Below are 23,308 nucleotides of genomic sequence, written 5' to 3'. Positions count from 1 at the left end.
ATAAATTTCGGACACACTAACTGTACATTACAGCTAGGAGGAATGTACACGTGAATGAAATTTACATGGAAATAAAAGAAGAATTGCAATTGATGAGAAAAGAGTTGCAAGAGAGACTAGCTAAAGAAGTAATGCACAAATATGATGCTGAGTTCAGCCAAGAGCTTGGATATGAAATTAAGGAAGAGATAAAGAAAAAATTGCTATTACATGATATAAAAGAGGACTTAAAGGATGTAGAACGCGCATTATTTAAAATGGAAATAGATATGTACGGTATTTGTGAAGAGACGGGGAGAGTAATTTCGACAAAGCAAATGAAAACAATGCCGACTGCCCGTACGATTCATGAATTTTTCTATGAAAAGGTAAATGTATGAATACGCACAACGATATTATATTACCTTTTTTTAATTTATTTTATTCTTCTATAAAGGTTCATTGTGAAAAGGTAGCAGCTATGCTAAAATTTTGAGGTACACTGTCTTTGTGGGGGAAATGAAAATGATATATTATGTAATAGCGTTATTTGTCATTGCCATCGATCAAATATCGAAGTGGCTAATTGTAAAGAACATGGAATTGGGTATGAGCATTCCGATAATCGATAATGTATTATACATAACATCACATCGAAATAGAGGAGCTGCCTGGGGGATTTTAGAAAATAAAATGTGGTTTTTCTACATTATTACGGTTGTCTTTGTAGTATTTATCGTAATGTATATGAAAAAATATGCAAAAACAGACAAGCTTCTAGGAATTTCATTAGGTCTAATTTTAGGTGGAGCAATTGGTAACTTTATTGATCGTGTATTTAGACAAGAAGTAGTGGATTTCATTCACGTGTATATTTTCTCGTACAACTATCCAGTATTCAATGTAGCTGATTCAGCGTTATGTATTGGTGTTGTATTAATTATTATTCAAACATTATTAGAAGGCAAGAAAACGAAGGAGTAATTGAATGAGTGAAGTAGTACAGGTAACAGTTGCAGAAGAACAAAAAAGTGAGCGAATCGATAAATTCGTTGCAGAAATTAACAGTGAATGGTCACGTTCACAAGTACAGCAATGGATTAAAGATGATGTTGTAACAGTGAATGGGAAATCGGTAAAAGTAAATTATAAAGTTAAAGAAAATGATGAAATTACAGTAACGATTCCTGATCCGGAAGAGTTAGATATTCAAGCGGAAGATATGAACTTAGAAATTTATTATGAAGATGCAGATGTACTTGTTGTAAATAAGCCACGTGGTATGGTTGTACATCCAGCACCAGGTCATACAAGTGGTACACTTGTGAATGGTCTTATGCATCATTGTACAGATTTATCAGGCATTAACGGTGTAATGCGTCCTGGTATCGTGCATCGTATTGATAAAGATACATCTGGCCTATTAATGGTTGCTAAAAATGATATGGCACACGAATCACTTGTAAATCAACTTGTAGCAAAAACAGTAACAAGACGTTACAAAGCGATTGTACACGGTGTTATTCCGCATGATAAGGGAACGATTGATGCTCCGATTGCTCGTGATAAGAAAGAACGTCAAAGTATGACAGTTGATGAAAATGGTAAGCATGCTGTTACGCATTTCCAAGTGTTAGAGCGTTTCAAAGATTTCACACTTGTAGAATGTCGCTTAGAAACAGGACGTACACACCAAATTCGTGTTCATATGAAATATATTGGCTATCCACTTGCAGGAGATCCAAAGTATGGACCAAAGAAAACGTTAGACATGAATGGACAGGCACTTCATGCAGGTATTTTAGGATTTGACCACCCTCGTACTGGTGAATATATTCAGTTTGAGGCACCGATTCCAGAAGTGTTTGAAGAGACTTTAAATATTTTACGGAAATAGTATTGACAAATCATGAGAAAACTGAGATACTGACAACAGTTAAATAATGATCCTTTAACACAGCCCCGTGAGGTTGAGAAGGTAACGGTTTGAAATACTTAGGGTATGTTGTACCCTTTTTTCAAAAGTCCTCTCGCACACGCTGAGAGGACTTTTTTTATACCATTACTCTCACGCAAGAAAAATAGCTTGGAGGTGTAGAGCATGCAGGAAAAAGCTGTCGTTTTAGATGACCAAATGATTCGCCGCGCTTTAACACGAATTAGTCATGAAATCGTGGAACGAAATAAAGGTGTCGATAATTGTGTTCTTGTCGGAATTAAAACACGTGGAATTTTTATTGCACAACGTTTGGCAGAACGAATTGGTCAAATTGAAGGAAAAGAGATGGAAGTAGGAGAGTTAGATATAACTTTATATCGTGATGACTTAACACTTCAATCAAAGAATAAAGAACCACTAGTAAAAGGTTCAGATATTCCAGTAGATATTACGAAGAAAAAAGTAATCCTTGTAGATGATGTATTGTATACAGGAAGAACAGTTCGAGCTGCGATGGATGCTCTTATGGATTTAGGAAGACCATCACAAATTCAATTAGCTGTTCTTGTAGATAGAGGACATCGTGAATTACCAATTCGCGCTGATTATGTAGGAAAGAACATTCCAACATCAAGTGAAGAGCGTATCGAAGTTGATTTGCAAGAGACAGATCAACAAGATCGAGTAAGTATATACGATAAGTAAAGCCCTTTTAAATGTAGTCCTGTGAGGCTGCCAAAGGGTCTTGGCTTTCATATGTCGAATTTGGCATACGAAAGTATAGGACTCTTTGTGCACAGGCACAAAGAGTTTTTTTATTGCAAAGATTTAAACTGAAGGAGGATGTAACAATGGAACAAAAGCCAGTGTTAGACGTTAATGAAGTACCGAAACCGGGAAAATGGTTATTTTTAAGTATACAACATTTGTTCGCGATGTTTGGATCAACAGTGCTTGTTCCATTTTTAACAGGATTGAATCCGTCAGTAGCGTTAATATCAAGTGGATTAGGAACGCTAGCGTTTCTTCTTATAACGAAAGGTCAAGTACCTGCGTATTTAGGATCATCATTCGCCTTTATCGCACCGATTATTGCAGCAAAAACAGCAGGTGGCCCCGGAGCAGCGATGCTTGGTGGTTTACTTGCAGGACTGGTGTACATCTTAATTTCAATCGGAATTAAGAAATCTGGATCAGCGTGGATTATGAAATTACTTCCGCCAATCGTAGTTGGTCCGGTAGTAATGGTAATCGGTTTAGCTTTAGCACATACAGCAGTGAACATGGCGATGAACGGTGCGGATGGTAAGTATAGCATTACACACTTTTCAGTAGCACTAGTAACATTAGCAATTACAATCATTTGCTCCATATTTGGAAGAGGATTTTTCAGCATCATACCGGTGTTACTTGGAATCATCGGCGGATATATCTTCGCTTACTTCCAAGGGCTAGTAGATTTAAAACCGGTAGCTGAGGCGAAATGGTTTGTCGTACCTGATTTCACAGTACCGTTTGTAACATACACACCAGAGTTTTCGTGGAAGATTGTACTCTTAATGGTGCCAGTAGCACTAGTAACAATTTCAGAACATATCGGACATCAAATTGTACTTGGAAATGTTATTAAAAGAGATTTAATTGAAAAACCAGGTTTACATCGTTCAATCTTTGGGGATGGGGTAGCAACATTAATCGCATCACTAATCGGTGGACCACCGAATACAACATACGGTGAAAACATTGGTGTGCTAGCAATTACGAGAGCGTATAGTGTATACTTATTCATCGGTTCAGCAGTATTCGCAATCATGTTTGGATTTATCGGGAAGATTTCAGCACTGATCCACTCGATTCCAACACCAGTTATGGGTGGTGTATCAATCTTACTATTCGGTGTAATCGCATCAAGTGGTTTACGCATGATGGTAGATGATAGAACAGATTTAAGTGACAAACGAAACTTAATGATTGCATCAGTTATACTAGTAATTGGTATTGGCGGAGCGGTACTTCACGTAGGAGAATCGTTCCAAGTAGAAGGAATGGCACTAGCAGCAATTGTAGGTGTACTGTTAAATCTACTACTACCAGAAACGAAACAAATAAAACAATCTAAGCAGATTGCTTCATAAAAACAACCTTTTAATTCAGTCCTGTGAGACAGAAAAGGGTGGCTTCTTCCTTGCACCCTAGTCTCACATGACTAGGGTATTTTTATACAAATGTTGTTATAAATATCCATAAATGCTATCATAAAAATCAGAAAGATGAGGGATGACGATGAGCCATTTGTTAACGATGAGTGAATTATCGGAACTAGAAATTTCAGAAATCCTAAAAGACGCAGAAGATTTCGCGAATGGGAAAGAGAGCAAAACAACAGAGCAAACTTTTGTTGCGAACTTGTTCTTTGAGAATAGTACGAGAACGAGATTTAGCTTCGAAGTTGCTGAGAAGAGATTAGGACTTGACGTATTAAACTTTTCAGCAGATTCATCTAGCGTACAAAAAGGAGAAACGTTATACGACACGATAAAAACACTGGAATCAATCGGAACAAAAGCGGTAGTCATCCGCCACGAGCAAGATCGTTACTTCGATGAGCTAAAAGATAAAGTAAACATTCCAATCTTAAATGCTGGAGATGGATGCGGAAATCATCCAACGCAATGTCTGCTCGACCTTCTAACAATTAAACAAGAGTTTGGAAGTTTTGAAGGTTTAAAGATTGCAATTGTTGGAGATATTCGCCATAGCCGAGTAGCACGATCCAATGCTGAAACATTAACGAAGCTTGGGGCAACGATTTATTTTGCAAGCCCAGAAGAGTGGAAAGATGAAAAAAACACATTTGGAACGTACAAAAACTTAGATGAGCTAGTTCCAGAAGTTGATGTAATGATGTTACTTCGTGTACAGCATGAGCGTCATGATCATTATGAAACAGACATTATGAAAGAGTATCATGAAAAACACGGATTAACGCTTGAAAGAGAAAAACGTATGAAAGAAGGAAGCATTATTATGCATCCAGCTCCTTTCAACCGGGATGTGGAAATTGCAAGTGAACTTGTTGAGTGTGAGCGTTCACGCATATTTAAACAAATGGAAAATGGAGTTTACGTAAGAATGGCTGTACTAAAACGCGCCTTACCAAATGTATTAGGAGGAATGAAACATGAATTATTTGTTTAAAAATGGTCGTTATATGAATGAAGAAGGAATAATTGTAGCAACAGATCTTCTCGTACAAGACGGTAAAATTGCGAAAGTAGCAGAAAATATTACGGCAGATAATGCTGAAGTAATCGATGTGAACGGAAAGTTAATCGCACCTGGATTAGTAGATGTACATGTACATCTTCGTGAGCCAGGTGGTGAACATAAAGAAACAATTGCAACAGGCACACTAGCAGCGGCAAAAGGTGGATTCACTACAATTTGCGCAATGCCAAATACACGTCCAGTACCAGATTGCAGGGAACATATGGAAGACTTACAAAAACGTATTAAAGAAAAAGCACACGTAAATGTATTACCATATGGAGCAATTACAGTACGTCAAGCAGGTTCTGAAATGACAGATTTCGAAACGTTAAAAGAGCTTGGAGCATTCGCTTTCACTGATGATGGAGTAGGCGTACAAGATGCGAGCATGATGCTAGCTGCTATGAAGCGTGCAGCGAAGTTGAATATGGCAGTAGTTGCACACTGTGAAGAAAATACACTTATTAATAAAGGTTGTGTACATGAAGGGAAGTTTTCTGAGAAACACGGATTAAACGGTATCCCATCAGTATGTGAATCTGTACATATTGCAAGGGATATACTGCTTGCTGAAGCGGCAGATTGTCACTATCACGTATGTCACGTAAGTACGAAAGGGTCTGTACGTGTAATCCGTGATGCAAAACGTGCTGGAATTAAAGTAACAGCAGAAGTAACACCGCATCACTTAGTGTTATGTGAAGATGATATCCCATCAGCTGATCCTAACTTTAAAATGAACCCACCGCTTCGTGGAAAAGAAGACCACGCAGCGTTAATTGAAGGGCTATTAGATGGAACGATCGATATGATCGCAACTGACCATGCACCGCATACAGCGGAAGAGAAAGTACAAGGAATTGAAAGAGCACCATTCGGAATTACTGGTTTTGAAACAGCATTCCCACTTCTATACACAAACCTTGTGAAAAAAGGAATTATTACATTAGAACAGTTAATTCAATTCTTAACAGAAAAACCAGCTGATACATTCGGTTTAGAAGCAGGTCGCCTGAAAGAAGGTAGAGTAGCTGATATTACAATCATTGATTTAGAACAAGAAGAAGAGATTGATCCAACAACATTCTTATCAAAAGGAAAAAATACACCATTCGCAGGTTGGAAATGCCAAGGATGGCCGGTAATGACAATCGTTGGCGGTAAGATCGCATGGCAAAAGGAGAGTGCATTAGTATGAAAAGACAACTTATCTTAGAAGATGGAACAGTATTAATTGGAAAAGGTTTCGGAGGCGAAATCGAAAAGTCAGGTGAGGTTGTATTTACAACAGGAATGACTGGATATCAAGAAACATTATCTGATCCATCATATTGCGGTCAAATCGTAACATTTACGTACCCATTAATCGGAAACTACGGCATTAACCGTGACGATTTTGAATCCATTCACCCATCTGTAAATGGTTTAATCGTAAATGAAATTTGTGATCATCCATCAAACTTCCGTAATGAAATTTCGTTAAATGATTACTTAAAAGAAAGAAACATTCCGGGATTAGCAGGAATTGATACGAGAAAATTAACGAGAAAAATTCGTCAATACGGTACATTACGCGGACGACTTTGTAACATGGATGCAGATGTAGAGTACATTGTGGGCCAATTAAAAGCGACAGTATTTACAGATCATGTAAAACGCGTATCAACGAAAGACCCATACCCAAGCCCAGGCCGTGGTCATCGAGTTGTACTTGTAGACTTCGGAATGAAACATGGTATTTTAAGAGAATTAAATAAGCGTGACTGTGATGTAATTGTAGTACCTTACAATACAACAGCAGAAGAGATTTTACGCCTTAGCCCAGATGGAATTATGTTAAGTAATGGACCTGGGGATCCAAAAGATGTACCAGAAGCAATTGAAATGTTAAAAGACATTATCGGTAAAGTTCCTTTATTCGGGATTTGCTTAGGGCATCAGTTATTCGCATTAGCATCTGGTGCAAATACAAGTAAGTTGAAGTTCGGTCATCGTGGTTTAAATCATCCAGTAAAAAATCTTGCAACTGGAAAAGTAGCAATTACTTCTCAAAACCATGGATACGCAGTAGAAGAAGAGTCAGTTGAAAATACAAATCTTGAAATTACACATGTTGCTTTAAATGATGGAACAGTAGAAGGTCTTCGTCATACGAAGTTTCCAGCATTTACAGTACAATACCATCCAGAAGCTTCAGCGGGACCAGAAGATGCAAATGATTTATTCGAAGATTTCTTAGAAATGATTGAAAACTTCAAGAAAGAAGGGGAAGAGTTATGCCAAAACGCCTAGACATTAACACAATTTTAGTAATCGGATCAGGACCAATTGTAATTGGGCAAGCAGCAGAGTTTGATTACTCTGGTACACAAGCTTGTCAATCTCTTAGAGAAGAAGGTTACAAAGTAATCCTTGTTAACTCTAACCCAGCAACAATTATGACAGATACTGCAACAGCAGATAAAGTATATATAGAACCATTAACATTAGAATTCGTAAGCCGTATCATTCGTAAAGAACGTCCAGATGCAATTCTACCAACATTAGGTGGTCAAACAGGCCTAAATATGGCTGTTGAACTTGCGAAATCAGGCATACTTGAAGAATGCGGAGTTGAAATTTTAGGAACAAAATTATCAGCAATTGAGCAAGCGGAAGATCGTGATTTATTCCGTACATTAATGCAGGAATTAAATGAACCAATTCCATCTAGTACCATTATTCATACGCTAGAAGAAGCACATGAATTTGTAAAAGAAATTGGTTATCCAGTTATTGTTCGCCCAGCATTTACAATGGGGGGAACAGGTGGCGGAATCTGTAGTAATGAAGAAGAACTAATTGAAATCGTATCAGGTGGATTAAAACATAGTCCAGTAACACAATGTTTATTAGAAAAGAGCATTGCTGGTTGTAAGGAAATTGAATATGAAGTAATGCGTGATTCGAATGATAACGCGATTGTAGTATGTAACATGGAAAATATCGATCCAGTTGGGGTTCACACAGGTGATTCAATCGTTGTAGCACCGAGTCAAACATTAAGTGACCGTGAGTATCAAATGTTACGAAACACTTCATTACGAATTATTCGTGCATTAGGAATCGAAGGTGGCTGTAACGTTCAGCTTGCACTAGATCCGCATAGCTTCCAATACTATGTAATCGAAGTAAATCCGCGTGTGAGTCGTTCATCTGCACTAGCATCTAAAGCAACTGGATATCCAATTGCGAAGTTAGCAGCGAAAATTGCAGTCGGTTTAACATTAGATGAAATTGTAAATCCAGTAACACAAAAAACATACGCTTGCTTCGAGCCAGCATTAGACTATGTCGTTTCAAAAATTCCACGTTGGCCATTTGATAAGTTCGAATCAGCAAACAGAACGCTTGGTACACAAATGAAGGCAACTGGTGAAGTTATGTCAATTGGACGTAACTTAGAGCAATCATTATTAAAAGCGGTTCGTTCTTTAGAGCTAGGGATTTATCACTTAGAATTAGACCATTTAAAAGAACTTGATAAAGAAACAATGAAAAAACGTATTATAAAAGCTGACGATGAGCGTCTGTTCGTTGTAGCAGAAGCAATCCGTCAAGGTGTAACGAAAGAAGAAATTAATTCATGGTGTGAAATGGACTTCTTCTTCTTACAAAAAATTGAAAATATCGTAAACATGGAACATGAAGTAAAAGAAAATGCAGGAAATATGGAAGTGTTACAATCTGCAAAAGAAATGGGATTCAGTGATCATTACATCGCCAATGCTTGGAACAAAACAGAGCGTGAAATTTACGATATGCGTAAAGAAAGTAATATGACTCCTGTTTATAAAATGGTAGATACTTGTGCGGCAGAGTTTGAATCTGCAACACCTTACTACTACAGCACATACGGTGACGAGAATGAATCGGTTATAACAGATCGTAAGAGTGTGGTTGTACTAGGGTCTGGTCCAATCCGTATCGGTCAAGGTGTTGAGTTTGACTACGCAACAGTTCACTCTGTATGGGCAATTAAAGAAGCTGGATATGAGGCAATCATTGTAAATAACAACCCAGAAACAGTTTCAACAGACTTTAGTATTTCTGACAAATTATACTTTGAACCATTAACGATTGAAGATGTAATGCACATTATCGATTTAGAAAAGCCAGAAGGTGTTATCGTTCAGTTCGGTGGACAAACGGCAATTAACTTAGCGGCGAAATTAGAAGAACACGGTGTGAAAATTTTAGGAACATCACTTGAAGATTTAGACCGCGCAGAAGATCGAGATAAATTCGAAGCTGCATTAACAAAACTAGGCATCCCGCAACCAGTTGGTAAAACAGCAACAACTGTAGAACAAGCGGTAGCAATCGCTGAAGAAATTGGTTACCCAGTATTAGTAAGGCCATCTTACGTACTAGGTGGACGTGCGATGGAAATCGTATATCGTCAAGAAGAACTACTGCACTACATGAAAAATGCAGTTAAAGTTCATGCAGAGCATCCGGTATTAATCGACCGTTACATGGTTGGTAAAGAAATTGAAGTAGATGCAATTTCAGACGGTGAGAATGTGTTCATTCCAGGTATTATGGAACATATTGAACGCGCTGGAGTTCACTCTGGGGATTCAATTGGAGTATATCCACCACAAAGCTTATCTGACGAACTAAAAGAACAAATTATTGAACATACAATTGCACTTGGAAAAGGATTAAACATTGTTGGATTACTAAATATCCAGTTTGTAGTATTCAAAGATCAAGTGTATGTAATTGAAGTAAACCCACGTGCGAGCCGTACAGTACCATTCTTAAGTAAAATTACAGGCGTACCGATGGCGAATGTTGCAACGAAAGTTATTTTAGGTCAAAACCTAATAGAGCAAGGATACGGAACGGGTTATCACCCAGAAGAGAAAGAAGTGTATGTAAAAGCACCAGTATTCTCATTTGCGAAACTACGCTCAGTTGATACAACATTAGGACCTGAAATGAAATCAACAGGGGAAGTAATGGGGAAAGACTTAACGCTTGAAAAAGCATTATACAAAGGGCTAGTTGCCTCAGGAATTAACATCCCAACGCACGGATCCGTAATCATCACTGTAGCGGATAAAGATAAAGAAGAGGCGATGGAAATTGCAAAACGTTTCCATGAAATCGGCTATAACTTATTAGCAACAGCTGGAACGGCACAAACATTAGCAGAGCAAAATATCCCAGTACAAGTTGTAAACAAAATTGATTCTGAAGACTACAACTTACTAGATATTATCCGCCAAGGAAAAGCACAGTTTGTAATCAATACATTAACAAAAGGAAAACAACCAGCGCGTGATGGTTTCCGCATTCGCCGTGAATCAGTAGAAAACGGTGTGGCTTGCTTAACATCACTTGATACAACGAGAGCAATCTTACGAGTATTAGAATCTATGACATTCTCAGCTCATTCAATGAAAGAAATTACGCAAACAAAGCGTCACGAGGTGGTACATGCATGATGCAAAAGCAAAATATGATCGTCGTTAACCAAAAAGAAATCGCAAAAAACATTTACGAATTAGTGCTTCAAGGAACGTTAGTACAGCAAATGAACGAACCAGGGCAGTTTGTACACATTAAGGTAGCAGAGGGCATTGCGCCCCTTCTGCGCCGCCCGATTAGTATTTGTAATGTAGATCAAGAGAAGAACGAGTTTACAATGCTATATCGTGCGGAAGGACAAGGGACAAAAACATTAGCAACTAGAAAACAAGGTGAAATGGTAGATGTACTAGGACCACTAGGACACGGTTTTCCTGTAGAAGAAGCAGAAACAGGACAAACGGCTTTATTAGTAGGCGGGGGAATTGGGGTACCACCACTTTATGAATTATCACAGCGCCTCGTTGCAAAAGGTGTACGTGTGATTCACATCTTAGGTTTTCAAACGAAAGATGTTGTTTTCTATGAAGAAAAATTTGCAGAACTTGGTGATACGTACGTTGCAACAGTAGACGGCACACACGGTACAAAGGGATTTGTTACAGATGTAATTGATAATTACGGAATCGACTTTGACATTCTTTATTCATGTGGCCCGTTAGCGATGCTTCGTGCATTAGAAGGACGTTACAAAGAGAAAAAAGCCTATATTTCATTAGAAGAACGTATGGGTTGTGGTATTGGAGCTTGTTTCGCATGTGTATGCCACTTACAAGAAGATCCAAGTGGACATTCTTACAAGAAGGTGTGTAGCGACGGACCAGTATTTCCAATTGGGGAGGTTGTACTATGAACAGATTGCAAGTTGAATTACCAGGATTGTCATTAAAAAATCCAATTATACCGGCATCTGGATGCTTTGGATTTGGTCGTGAATATGCACAGTTTTACGATTTAAGTGTACTAGGATCAATCATGATTAAAGCGACGACAGAACAACCACGTTATGGAAATCCGACGCCTCGTGTTGCTGAAACACCAGGCGGCATGTTAAATGCAATCGGACTTCAAAACCCAGGTTTAGAAAAAGTAATGAATTCTGAATTACCATGGTTAGAACAATTTGATCTTCCAATTATTGCGAATGTTGCGGGCTCACAAGCTGAGGATTACGTAGCAGTTGCAAAGGAAATTTCTAAAGCGCCTAATGTCCATGCACTAGAATTAAATATTTCTTGTCCGAACGTAAAAACAGGTGGTATCGCTTTTGGTACAAATCCTGAAATTGCTGCTGATTTAACGAAGCGAGTAAAAGAGGTTTCTGAAGTACCTGTATACGTGAAATTGTCACCGAACGTGGCAAACATTGTGGAAATTGCAAAAGCGATTGAAAATGCAGGTGCGGACGGTTTAACGATGATTAATACATTGCTTGGTATGCGTCTAGATTTAAAAACAGCTCAACCAATTTTAGCAAACCGTACGGGCGGACTATCAGGTCCTGCGATTAAGCCAGTAGCAATTCGTATGGTACATGAAGTAAGCCAAGCGGTTAACATTCCAATTATCGGAATGGGTGGTATTGAGTCAGCAGAAGATGTAATTGAGTTCTTCTACGCTGGTGCAAGCGCAGTTGCAGTAGGTACAGCGAACTTCATAGATCCGTTCGTATGTCCGACAATTATTGAAGAGTTACCAGCATTACTAGATGAATTAGGATTTGATCACATTTCGGAATGTCAAGGAAGGAGCTGGAAGCAAACATGTCACAGTCGTTAATCGTTGCACTAGATTTTCCGGGGAAACAAGATGTAGAACAATTCTTGCGCCACTTTGAAGGGGAAGAGTTATTTGTCAAAGTTGGTATGGAGTTATTTTACAAAGAAGGCCCTGCGATTATTACGTACTTAAAAGAAAAAGGACATAAAATCTTTCTAGATTTAAAACTTCATGATATTCCGAATACAGTAAAAAGCGCAATGCGTAGCCTAGCTAGTCTAGATGTTGATATGGTAAATGTTCATGCTGCTGGGGGAAGCAGTATGATGAAAGCTGCGATTGAGGGATTAGAGGAAGGTAAGCAAGAAGGAAAAGAGAGACCGATTTGTATTGCAGTTACACAACTAACAAGCACTTCGGAAGCTATGATGAAAAAAGAGATCGGCATCGAGAAAACGTTAGAAGAAGCGGTTGCTCATTATGCAAAATTAACGACAGAAAGTGGACTTGATGGAGTTGTTTGTTCAACACTTGAAGTTCCAAAATTACGTGAAGTATGCGGGAATGAATTTGTAACAGTAACACCGGGGATTCGTCTTGCAAGCGATGATGTGAATGATCAGGTGCGCGTAGCAACACCGAAACGTGCGAGGGAACTTGGCTCAAGCTATATCGTAGTTGGACGTAGTATTACAAAAGCAGAAAATCCGCTTGAAGCGTATAAAACAGTAAAACAACAGTGGGAAGGTGTAACAGTATGAAAAAAGAAATCGCATCGCATTTATTAGAAATTGGAGCAGTATTTTTACAACCGAATGATCCATTCACATGGTCTTCTGGTATGAAATCACCAATTTATTGTGATAACCGCTTAACTTTATCATATCCAAAAGTACGTCAAGCGATTGCAGCTGGATTAGAAGAGTTAATTAAAGAGCACTTCCCAACTGTAGAAGTTATTGCAGGAACAGCAACTGCTGGTATTGCGCACGCTGCATGGGTAAGCGATCGTATGGATTTACCAATGTGCTACGTACGTAGTAAAGCAAAAGGTCACGGTAAAGGGAATCAAATCGAAGGAAAAGCTGAAAAAGGTCAGAAAGTAGTAGTAGTAGAAGACTTAATTTCAACTGGTGGTAGTGCAATTACATGTGTAGAAGCACTTCGCGAAGCAGGCTGTGAAGTATTAGGAATCGTATCAATCTTCACATACGAGTTAGAAGCAGGAAAAGAAAAACTAGAAGCAGCTAACGTAGCATCATACTCTTTAAGCGACTACAGTGCATTAACTGAAGTAGCAGCAGAAAAAGGTATGATCGGACAAGCTGAAACGAAAAAATTACAAGAGTGGCGTAAAAATCCAGCTAACGAAGCTTGGATCACAGCGTAATATGAAAAAAGACGACTGCGGGGGAACGCGGTCGTCTTTTTATATAAATTCAAGCAAATTCCCATCAATATCAAAGCCTCTTACTACTAACTACTTAGTGCTTTCTACAAATTCATATCCTTTCACAAACAAGAGAGTCATATAAGAAACAATAAATGAGAAAATGCTATACATGCCAATCCAAAAGAAAAATTTTGGAGTAAAAGCGATGACACCTAGTATTAAAAAACTAGCAAACGTTACAATCGGCATTACGTAATATGTTTGCGTCTTGCGGGTTCCAATAACAGAAACGATAAAGATAAGTAATGGACAAATTAATAAGACGAAAATCAATTCATTCATAGTTATGTCCCCTTTTCGAATGGAAGTAATCTGTTTCTCGTAAACGTTTTGAAATAAATACTCTCCTAATATAACTTCGCTAACATATACATAATCCCTTTTGAAAGTCCGTAATAAATGATTGATTTCACAATAAAAAAGTAAGCAAGAGAACACCTGCTTACTTTATAGAATAAACATCGCAACGATTGTGGTGACAATTAAGCCAATTATAACTGGTAAAAAGTTTCGGCGTGCAAGTTCAAATGGATCTACTTTACAAATGGCAGCGGCAGGAATAAGCGCCCAAGGAATTAAAGCCCCGCCTCCGGTCCAGATTGCAGCAATTTGCCCAAGTGCTGTTAATGTAGCTGTTCCATGCCTCAGTGCTGTGCCGAAAAGATTGGCAATCGAACCAGCAAGTGATATACCGGAAAAGCCAGATCCATCTAACCCTGTTATGACACCAACGATAGTTAGTGTTCCCGCTGATACATATTGGTTTAAAGGAACAGTTTGAGATAAGGCGATTCCTAAGTCGTTAATGATTCCGTGTGAACCTTTCGGTAAATAGTCCCCGATAATTTTTACAAATCCGCTATCCCCTAAATAAAAAAGTGCAGCAATTGGGATAACTGGACCAAAGATTTTAAATCCAAATTGGAGCCCTTCTATAAAATAATCGGTCGTTTTATTTAGTCCATTACCTTTGTAGGCGATGAGAGCAATAATGATAATCATAATAACAGTCGTCCCGCCAATAAGTGCTGTTGCATCGCTTCCTTGTAGTTTAAATTGAATCATGCAAAGGATATCAATGATATATACGATAGGGATACATATGGCGAGCCATTTCTTTATGTGAGGAGATAATAAAATGATAGTTTTGGATGGTTCAGTTGCTGAAGAAGAGTCTTGCAACGATAAGCCTGTATGAAATTCTTTTCGTAAGAAGAAAAAAGCAACAGAAGTTGTAACAACGCCCATAACGATAACGAGGGGGACACTTGCGGATACGACGCTAGAAACTGGTAAACCAGCTGCATCCGCTGTTAATTTCGGGGCACCTTGAATAACGAAGTCGCCGGATAAAGCAATTCCGTGTCCAAATAAGTTCATAGCAATTGCAACCCCAATTGGTGGCAGGCCGACGGGTACAGCGACGGGTAATAAAATAGCCCCCATTAACGCGACAGCTGGGGAAGGCCAAAAGAAGAAAGAAATTGTCATCATTAAAAGGCCGATAATCCAGTAGGCAAGTGTAGGTGTACGAATCATCTTTGTAAATGGTGAAATCATCGTATCATTTATGCCAGTATGAACGAGTAGGTTACTCATCGATACGATAATGGAGATGATCAATATAGTTGGTAATAGTTCAGTTATGGCATAAATAAAACTTTGAAAGATACCGCTAACGGCAAGAGGGATAGAACTTGTAGCGGTTAATGCTAATAAAAAGATAAAAATGATACAAATGATCGTTGTATCTTTTCTAAAAATAAAAAAGGTAATAATAGTGAGTAAACAAAGAATATAGAGAGCATGTAAAAGCGTTAATTCAACTCCCACAACATTCACATCCTTTAGGCGTTCGTGTAGTTCATTGTATGAAAGCGGTGAATGTATGTGAGTATAGGGAAAAAAATAAAATTTCATGTACTGTAATGATAAGGGTATAAAATGGATGTTACAATACAATTAATCCTAAAAATGGAATTGGAGGAGGGCGTATGCGCAAAAAAAGTTGGTTTTTAGGGATTTATCCCGCATTAACGGGCAGTAAGATTCCCACTTTAAAAGTTGGCGAATGCGAGGGAGTTAGGTAGGAAATCAACTGCCCGTAAAAGCCCGATTGGTTCAACTAATAATCCGTGGGGGACACCCCCACGGATTAAAGTTTCACTTTATCATTTCTTGTAGTCCATTAATCATTTTAGATCTATTTACAAACAATGAATGGATAAGTATTATGCCTGTTCTCGGGTTTGTGTTTTTGCTTTTATCTCGCTGTGATGACATGAAACAGCATAGTAAGAAAAGTATTGGAATTATGATAGATATCATTGTTGTTAGTTCATTTGTAGTAGGTTTTATTTTAATAGAAGGTCAGAAGCAAATGGAGCAAATGTCTATTTTTCAACAATGGATGTCGTCTGCGAAAGGTCTTTATTTTGTAATTGTAGTCGTTATTTTCCTAAGAGTCATGATAAGAATAGGGAGTTATATAGTAAAGAGCGAATAGAATGGGGGTAGTACGAATGAGAGAGAAAGTAGGGTATTATGGTGTGCTCGGTTGTTTAATAGTATCTATCATTTCAGCACAATTTTTAAAAAGTGAATGGACACCATTTATATTATGTATAGGCATATTCATTTTTGCTCCCTTGTACCGCTGGAAAGAGTGGAAAACGTATAGTCGGAAAAAGAAAATTATTTATAGCATTGAGTTTGTTATTATAATTAGTACAATTCCGTTCTTGCTAAAAAAAGGTTATGAACAAATGAATGACATAGCAATTTTTCAAGGGTGGTTACTTGTTGCAAAATGGTTATACTTACTATTCATTTTAATAGTGGTAACAGCTATTGCTAAAAAAGAAAACAGGAAAATATTTGTAAATGAATAAAAGAAAGTGCCACCGGATAAGGTGGCACTTTCTTATTTTACTGAATGAGCTTTTTGCATCTTTTTTATTAAACGAATTTGTCCACGATGGTTAATTTCATCTTCAAATACGTGGAACCATTTAAAGTAGTTATTTGCTGGTTTGTCATGCCAAAAGTCTGTCGTTTTAAATAACCATTCCTCAGGTAAGGATTGAAAAGTTTCAATTGTTTTAGAGCGTACTTCTTGTAATGTATGGATGTAAAATTCGATGGAGTTTCCTTTTATTTTTTCTCGTCCAATAGCCCCTAACTCTACAGCAGGTAACCAACGTTCTAATTCGGCATCTGTCGGTTCACGATCCTCAAAGGTATGAATTTGGTAATAAAATTCAATAGCAGCCAAGTGATATAATAGCATGCCAATTGAATTTGCTTCTTCGTCATATAAATAATCAAGTTCATCAATTGTTAAACCTTCCACTGCTTGCATCGTTGTGTAACGGGCGTAATTCATCATGGAAACAAGTTTTGAAAATTCAAGCTGTAAACCATCTATCTTATCGATTACAAAATTCAATTTAAATTCCCCCTCTTTAAACGAATACTCCAGAGAAGGAATTCTATGTGTAGAGAAAAACTCCTTTTAAAAAGGGCCATGATTTTAACAAGGGATAACAATTAGTTCTCTATTTGATTTTGTAATAACTTCATAGCCTTCTTTTGTAATGACGATATCGTCTTCAATTCTACAACCGCCCCAGTTTGGTATGTAAATGCCCGGCTCAACTGTAACAACCATACCTTCTTGTAAAGTTGCCTTACTTTCTTGGGATAGGCGAAGCGGTTCATGTATTTCTAACCCAAGACCGTGCCCGGTAGAGTGGCCAAAGTATTGACCGTATCCATGTTCTGTAATGTAATCTCTCGTTACATCATCGATACTTTTCGCAGTTTCTCCAGGCTTAATTGCTTCAGTTCCACGTTTTAATGCTTCTCGTACAACATTGTATATTTTTTTGAATTCTTCTGACGGTTCTCCGATCGCTACAGTACGTGTTATATCGGAACAATATCCGTCGTAAAGTGCACCGAAGTCTAATGTAACGATATCGCCTCGTTCGATTATTTTATTTGATGCAACGCCATGAGGAAGAGAAGAACGAACGCCAGAAGCTACAATGATTTGGAATGATGAAGATGTAGCTCCTTTTTTTCGCATGAAAAATTCTAACTCATCTCGTACATCAGTTTCACTTATTCCTGGTTTTAGAAAGGTAAGGATGTGGTGAAATGCTTCGTCAGCAATAGTAGCTGCAATTTTCATTGTTTCTATTTCAGGCGTGTCTTTAATAATACGAATATTTTCGATGATTTCGCACACTTGAATCATTTCCGCATGTACGTATTTTTGTAAGTTTTTATATTGTTGCAATGTCATGTTATTTTCTTCAATTCCAAGTTTTTGAATGTTTAATCTGGATACTTGATTGGCAACTTCTTCTTCCAAATTCCCTTTATGCATAATGATTTCCGCGTCTTTTATTTGTACTTGGGCTTGATCTACATAGCGAAAATCAGTTATGAAAACAGCTTGATCTGCAGAGAGTAAGACGACACCAGCACTACCTGTAAAGCCTGTTGCATATTGGCGATTTTCTTTTTTTGTAATAAGTAATCCGTCAAGTCCATAATGATGTAGTTGATTTTGGATTTTATCAATTTTTAAAGTCATGTTAATTCCTCCTTTTCACAGTATTGAATAAAGCAAATAGCGTGCCAAAATATATATTAGGGAAAATAAACGATTATCCAGCTATTTTGTAGGAAGCGTGCCGTTAATAAAATTCAGATTGCAATTAGTAGGGGATAAAAACATTGACTTGAGTTGAACTTTATATACATACTGTAAAAAAATTTATACAAATGCGTAATGACACTGTCAATCTTTTTGACAATATATAAAATGACAAAAGAAAGATAGTGTGAATTAGTTAATGGATATAGGAACGAATGTGAATGAATATAAAAAATGCGTTGCTAGATAGCAACGCATTTTTTATATTTACGCTTTTAATTTCATTACGATGTCAGCATCTGGTGTTACATATACTGTTTGTTGGTTATCGTACGTAACGAATCCAAGCTTTGCACCACTCGGTTTTTTCACATGGCGTATTTTTGTAAAATCAACAGGTACAGAGCTAGACTCTTTTGCTTTACTGTAATAAGCGGCAATTTTTGCAGCTTCTAGTAAAGTTTCTTCAGCAGGTTCTAAAGAACGAATGACAACGTGAGAACCAGGTATGTCTTTCGTATGTAACCAAATTTCATCCCGACGGGCAAATTTCGTTGTTAAATAATCATTTTGCTTATTGTTTTTACCAACGAAAATCTCTGTACCGTCACTAGCCACATATTTATCTAATACTGGTTTTGTAGGCTTTTTCTTTGCATTTTTCGTCTTACGATTACGCACATATCCTTCTTCGGCTAATTCCTCACGAATTTCTTCAATATCTTTTGAAGAAGCAGCTTCCATTTGTTGAAGTAAGCTATCAAAATAAAGAATTTCTTCATTGGTTTTTTCGATTTGTTCTTCTACCACAACAACTGAATTTTTTGCTTTTTGGTATTTTTGGAAATAGCGTTGTGCATTGTCAGACGGTGTTTTTAAAGGATCTAATGTGATTTTTACAGTACCGCCATTTTCATCGTAATAATTAACGACCTCAATATCTTTATCGCCTTTTTTCAAAGCGTACATATTGGCTGTAAGTAGCTCTCCAAATAGTTGATATTTATCTGCTTTTCCAGCATCTTGTAATGTTTTTTCAAGTTTAATAAGTTTTTTCTCATTTTTGTTTTTTTCGTTTTGCATAAAGCGTTCTAAATCATGAGCTTGTTGTTTTACACGGTCTCGCTCCGCTTTTCCGAAAAAGAAACGGTCTAACAATTCACTAACAGATGAGAATGTTTTTTCTTCTCCTTGCAAGTGTGTAAGAGGGAAAAGATAAAAGAATTCTTTTCCGTTTGCAGTAATCATTGTTGGTGAATATGTATGAGTTAGTAATGGTTTTTGTATAGAGAAAAACGCTTCAGATAATGCTTTTTCATTTGCCATACCTGCTTTTTTTACAACTTCTTTTGCGAATAATGGGGAAATTCCCATAAATGCTCCGACAAGTTGTTTGTCCATGTTTCCGGATAAAAAGTCTAGCGGTCTAATAAAATCAGCTGCTGTTTCGATAAGAAGCGGATTAACCTTATGTTGTGCTGGAGGGGCAACATATTCAGCTCCAGCATATACAGTACGATGGCGGTTTACCGCTAAAGATATGTGTTTTAAGCTATCTAAAATAACATTTGTTTTCGTATCTACTAAGATAATGTTACTGTGTCGTCCCATTATTTCGATTACTAATGTTTTTAATGATTCGTCTCCGATTTCATTCCGACTGCGAACTGTAATTTGAATAATACGTTCTAAGTCAATTTGTTCAATTTTTTCAATAAATCCGCCTTCTAAATGTTTACGAAGAAGCATACAAAACATCGGCGGTATTGCTGGTGAATCGTAGTTTTGATTCGTTAAGTGCATACGCGCATATGTAGGGTGAGACGAAAGAATTAGTTTTTGGTTCTTTCTGTTTGCTCGAATATGTAATAAAATCTCGTATTTTGAAGGTTGATATATTTTGGAAATTCTTCCTGTGTAAAGAGAATTTGCAATTTCATGTGTAATTGCTCTTGTAAATAATCCATCGAATGCCATAAATGAACACTCCTTTCTAACTAAAAGTTAATTATAGCATTTTTTTGGACGAGGCTGAATAAGCTTTCAATAGAGTATGTCTGGAATCAGGAGGTCGATGGCAGGATGAACTGGTATGGAATGCGGGCACATGAAGTGGAAGAAAGAACGAATACGAATGTAAAAGTTGGACTTACAGAGAAAGAAGCAGAAGGCCGAATTAAGAAATTTGGTACAAATGAATTAGAAGAAGCAAAAAGGCCTTCTGCACTAATGGTATTTTTAGCACAATTTAAAGATTTTATGGTACTTGTTTTATTTGGAGCAACAATTGTTTCTGCATTTTTAGGTGAATATATTGATTCTATAGCTATTGTTGCCATTGTCATTATCAATGGTATTCTAGGTTTTTTTCAAGAAAGAAAGGCTGAAAAATCATTGGAAGCTTTAAAAGAACTAGCCGCCCCGCAAGTTACGGTAATGAGGAATGGAAAGTGGGTAAAGGCACCATCTAAAGCACTTGTTTTAGGTGATGTTATTAAATTTTCCAGTGGTGATCGTATTGGGGCTGACGTCCGTCTCGTTGAGGCATCGAGTTTATATATCGAAGAGTCTGCCCTGACAGGAGAGTCAGTACCTGTACAAAAGAAGATAGAAGCATTGCAAGGGCAAGATGTTTCAATTGGTGATCAAAAAAATATGGCTTTTATGGGTACGATGATTACGCGAGGATCTGGAACAGGAGTCGTTGTAGCGACTGGTATGAATACCGCAATGGGCCAAATTGCAAATATGTTGCAAAATGCAGAGCAAATGGAAACACCACTGCAAAGAAGATTAGAGCAACTCGGGAAAATATTAATTATTGTAGCTCTTATTTTGACAGCACTCGTTGTATTAGCAGGTGTGTATCAAGGGAATGAAGTATACCATATGTTTTTAGCAGGTGTATCCTTAGCTGTTGCTGCTATTCCAGAAGGATTGCCCGCAATCGTTACAGTAGCTTTATCACTTGGTGTACAGCGTATGATAAAAAAGAGAGCAATTGTAAGAAAGTTACCAGCTGTAGAAACATTAGGTTGTGCTTCTGTAATTTGTTCTGATAAAACAGGAACAATGACACAAAACAAAATGATGGTAACACATATGTGGTCAGGTGGAGAGTTGTGGAAAGTGACTGGTCAAGGATATGAACCTAATGGATCTTTTATGAAAGGTGAAATAGAAGTTAATCCAGCTAAGACAAAAGCGCTTTATCAGCTACTTACATTCGGTTCACTATGTAACAATGCGAATATTATTCAAAAGAAAAAGGCGTATGTATTAGATGGGGATCCAACAGAGGGAGCACTTGTAGCTGCAGCAATGAAAGCGGGAATAACACGTGATGCACTGAAAGGGAAGTTCGAGATTATTCGTGAGTTCCCATTTGATTCGACTCGAAAGATGATGAGTGTTATTGTCCGTGATCGAGATGGGAAAAAGTTTGTTGTTACGAAAGGAGCTCCAGACGTCCTCCTGCAAATGAGCCAAACAATCTTATGGGGTGATAAGCAGCAACCGATGAGTGAGTTATATAGAAAAGAAGTACAGGCGGCTATTCATAGTTTAGGTAGCCAAGCGCTTCGAACAATTGCGGTTGCATTTAAGCCATTAAAAGTAACAGATTCCACTGAACATGAGAGAGATGTTGAAAAAGATTTTATGTTAATCGGGATACAAGGTATGATCGATCCGCCAAGACCAGAGGTAGCGCAGGCGGTAAAAGAGTGTAAAGAAGCTGGTATTCGAACAGTGATGATTACAGGAGATCATAAAGTAACAGCGATGGCGATTGCGGAACAATTAGGGGTTTTACCACCAGGAGGTCGTGTGGTGGAAGGTGTTGAGCTAGCAAATATGGATATAGAGGAACTAGAAAATGTTGTAGAAGATACTTACGTATTTGCTCGTGTATCACCAGAACATAAATTAAAAATTGTTAAATCATTGCAAAATAAAGGGCATATAGTAGCGATGACAGGAGATGGAGTAAACGATGCACCAGCTATAAAAACAGCGGATATTGGGATAGCGATGGGTATTACAGGAACAGACGTTGCGAAAGAAGCTTCTTCGCTTGTATTGTTAGATGATAACTTTGCGACGATTAAATCAGCGATTAAAGAAGGTAGAAACATATACGAAAATATTCGAAAGTTTATTCGATATTTGTTAGCATCAAACGTCGGCGAAATTTTAGTTATGTTATTTGCGATGTTACTGGGACTGCCATTGCCGATGGTTCCAATTCAAATATTATGGGTGAACTTAGTTACCGACGGTTTACCAGCGATGGCATTAGGTTTGGATAAGGCGGAAGGAGATGTGATGAAGAGAACGCCGCGGCATCCGAAAGAGGGGGTATTCGCCAGAGGGCTTGCCTGGAAAATTATAAGTCGAGGGTTCCTCATTGGAGCAGTGACGTTAGTAGCGTTTATTATCGCATATAATCAACATCCGAATGAACTGAAATATGCACAGACAGTAGCATTTGCGACTTTGGTACTTGCGCAACTTATTCATGTGTTTGATTGCCGAAGTGAACATTCTGTCTTTCATCGCAATCCATTTGGGAACGTGTATTTAGTAGGGGCTGTTATCATTTCATTGTTGTTAATGCTCGTTGTTATTTATTATCCACCGTTACAACCAATTTTTAGTACAATGCCAATACAAGCAAGAGATTGGTTGTTAATTGGAGGTTTGTCATCAATTCCGACTTTCTTATTAGTAGGTTCTTTATTAACAAGGAAAAAAGGTAAGGAGAAAAAGCCACTTTTATATAAGAAGGGATTAAACTTGAAATAGTCAATGATATGAAAATGTGATATAATTTACAGAAGGTAGTAGAGCCTTGTCTCTATTA

21 protein-coding genes are annotated in these 23,308 nt (G+C 37.7%); 16 read left to right on the top strand and 5 right to left on the bottom strand.

Annotated features, from left to right (window positions below):
* Positions 1-50 precede the first annotated feature (50 nt).
* The 13 genes from JDS92_RS03740 (at position 51) to pyrE (ending at position 13,715) form a co-directional block, all read left to right on the top strand.
* The gene (locus JDS92_RS03740; RefSeq protein ID WP_001002952.1) at positions 51-380 is read left to right on the top strand and encodes a TraR/DksA C4-type zinc finger protein; all 330 of its coding nucleotides are present in this window, start codon (positions 51-53) and stop codon (positions 378-380) included.
* 124 nt (positions 381-504) lie between these two features.
* The gene (lspA, locus tag JDS92_RS03735) at positions 505-963 is read left to right on the top strand and encodes a lipoprotein signal peptidase LspA (RefSeq protein WP_000642175.1); all 459 of its coding nucleotides are present in this window, start codon (positions 505-507) and stop codon (positions 961-963) included.
* A 4-nt stretch (positions 964-967) separates the two neighbouring features.
* Complete coding sequence (locus JDS92_RS03730; protein ID WP_000005848.1) at positions 968-1,876, top strand: RluA family pseudouridine synthase; 909 nt, start codon at positions 968-970, stop codon at positions 1,874-1,876.
* A 204-nt stretch (positions 1,877-2,080) separates the two neighbouring features.
* Positions 2,081-2,623: a bifunctional pyrimidine operon transcriptional regulator/uracil phosphoribosyltransferase gene (gene pyrR / locus JDS92_RS03725; RefSeq protein WP_001156491.1), complete on the top strand. Its 543-nt coding sequence runs from the start codon at positions 2,081-2,083 to the stop codon at positions 2,621-2,623.
* 146 nt (positions 2,624-2,769) lie between these two features.
* On the top strand, positions 2,770-4,053 hold the full coding sequence (gene uraA, locus JDS92_RS03720; RefSeq protein WP_000435916.1) for a uracil permease: 1,284 nt from the start codon (positions 2,770-2,772) through the stop codon (positions 4,051-4,053).
* Positions 4,054-4,201: 148 nt separating this feature from the next.
* Positions 4,202-5,116: an aspartate carbamoyltransferase gene (gene pyrB, locus JDS92_RS03715; RefSeq protein WP_199631518.1), complete on the top strand. Its 915-nt coding sequence runs from the start codon at positions 4,202-4,204 to the stop codon at positions 5,114-5,116.
* Positions 5,100-6,386, top strand: a complete 1,287-nt coding sequence (gene pyrC, locus JDS92_RS03710) for a dihydroorotase (protein WP_199631516.1) — start codon at positions 5,100-5,102, stop codon at positions 6,384-6,386. The genes pyrB and pyrC overlap by 17 nt, the downstream gene beginning before the upstream one ends.
* Entirely contained in the window at positions 6,383-7,480 is a 1,098-nt protein-coding gene (locus tag JDS92_RS03705; RefSeq protein ID WP_000828665.1) for a carbamoyl phosphate synthase small subunit, read from the top strand. Before pyrC ends, JDS92_RS03705 begins: the two co-directional genes overlap by 4 nt.
* Positions 7,465-10,683 (top strand): carbamoyl-phosphate synthase large subunit, encoded by a 3,219-nt coding sequence (carB, locus tag JDS92_RS03700; protein WP_001126140.1) that lies wholly within the window; start codon positions 7,465-7,467, stop codon positions 10,681-10,683. Before JDS92_RS03705 ends, carB begins: the two co-directional genes overlap by 16 nt.
* Positions 10,680-11,459, top strand: a complete 780-nt coding sequence (gene pyrK / locus JDS92_RS03695) for a dihydroorotate oxidase B electron transfer subunit (protein WP_000983363.1) — start codon at positions 10,680-10,682, stop codon at positions 11,457-11,459. The genes carB and pyrK overlap by 4 nt, the downstream gene beginning before the upstream one ends.
* Positions 11,456-12,385, top strand: a complete 930-nt coding sequence (gene pyrD / locus JDS92_RS03690; protein ID WP_001081058.1) for a dihydroorotate oxidase B catalytic subunit — start codon at positions 11,456-11,458, stop codon at positions 12,383-12,385. The genes pyrK and pyrD overlap by 4 nt, the downstream gene beginning before the upstream one ends.
* Entirely contained in the window at positions 12,370-13,086 is a 717-nt protein-coding gene (pyrF, locus tag JDS92_RS03685; protein ID WP_199631515.1) for an orotidine-5'-phosphate decarboxylase, read from the top strand. The genes pyrD and pyrF overlap by 16 nt, the downstream gene beginning before the upstream one ends.
* On the top strand, positions 13,083-13,715 hold the full coding sequence (pyrE, locus tag JDS92_RS03680; RefSeq protein ID WP_000711449.1) for an orotate phosphoribosyltransferase: 633 nt from the start codon (positions 13,083-13,085) through the stop codon (positions 13,713-13,715). The genes pyrF and pyrE overlap by 4 nt, the downstream gene beginning before the upstream one ends.
* A gap of 90 nt (positions 13,716-13,805) precedes the next feature.
* On the opposite strand, the gene JDS92_RS03675 is transcribed toward pyrE, so the two are convergent.
* Both JDS92_RS03675 and JDS92_RS03670 read right to left on the bottom strand, forming a co-directional pair.
* Entirely contained in the window at positions 13,806-14,060 is a 255-nt protein-coding gene (locus tag JDS92_RS03675; protein WP_001003941.1) for a YbeF family protein, read from the bottom strand.
* Positions 14,061-14,225: 165 nt separating this feature from the next.
* On the bottom strand, positions 14,226-15,611 hold the full coding sequence (locus JDS92_RS03670; protein ID WP_199631514.1) for a hypothetical protein: 1,386 nt from the start codon (positions 15,609-15,611) through the stop codon (positions 14,226-14,228).
* Between the two features lie 298 nt (positions 15,612-15,909).
* Here JDS92_RS03670 and JDS92_RS03665 point away from each other — a divergent pair, with 298 nt between their 5' ends.
* Both JDS92_RS03665 and JDS92_RS03660 read left to right on the top strand, forming a co-directional pair.
* Positions 15,910-16,284, top strand: coding sequence for a YoqO family protein (locus JDS92_RS03665; protein WP_199631535.1), 375 nt, complete (start codon positions 15,910-15,912; stop codon positions 16,282-16,284).
* A 16-nt stretch (positions 16,285-16,300) separates the two neighbouring features.
* Positions 16,301-16,669, top strand: coding sequence for a YoqO family protein (locus tag JDS92_RS03660; protein WP_199631513.1), 369 nt, complete (start codon positions 16,301-16,303; stop codon positions 16,667-16,669).
* A gap of 32 nt (positions 16,670-16,701) precedes the next feature.
* Here JDS92_RS03660 and JDS92_RS03655 read toward each other — a convergent pair whose 3' ends face one another.
* From JDS92_RS03655 to JDS92_RS03645, 3 genes are all read right to left on the bottom strand, one after another.
* Positions 16,702-17,226, bottom strand: a complete 525-nt coding sequence (locus JDS92_RS03655; protein WP_199631512.1) for a DinB family protein — start codon at positions 17,224-17,226, stop codon at positions 16,702-16,704.
* Positions 17,227-17,310: 84 nt separating this feature from the next.
* Positions 17,311-18,381 (bottom strand): M24 family metallopeptidase, encoded by a 1,071-nt coding sequence (locus JDS92_RS03650; RefSeq protein ID WP_199631511.1) that lies wholly within the window; start codon positions 18,379-18,381, stop codon positions 17,311-17,313.
* A gap of 330 nt (positions 18,382-18,711) precedes the next feature.
* Positions 18,712-20,421, bottom strand: a complete 1,710-nt coding sequence (locus JDS92_RS03645) for an Rqc2 family fibronectin-binding protein (RefSeq protein ID WP_199631510.1) — start codon at positions 20,419-20,421, stop codon at positions 18,712-18,714.
* 105 nt (positions 20,422-20,526) lie between these two features.
* On the opposite strand from JDS92_RS03645, the gene JDS92_RS03640 reads away from it, so the two are divergent.
* Positions 20,527-23,250 carry a calcium-translocating P-type ATPase, SERCA-type gene (locus JDS92_RS03640; protein ID WP_199631508.1) on the top strand — a complete coding sequence of 908 codons (2,724 nt, stop codon included), beginning with the start codon at positions 20,527-20,529 and terminating at the stop codon, positions 23,248-23,250.
* Positions 23,251-23,308 lie beyond the last annotated feature (58 nt).

It is taken from the genome of Bacillus cereus group sp. N12, from assembly GCF_016483575.1.
Taxonomy (GTDB): Bacteria; Bacillota; Bacilli; order Bacillales; family Bacillaceae_G; genus Bacillus_A; species Bacillus_A toyonensis.
This window is presented reverse-complemented; position numbering and strand designations above follow the sequence as displayed.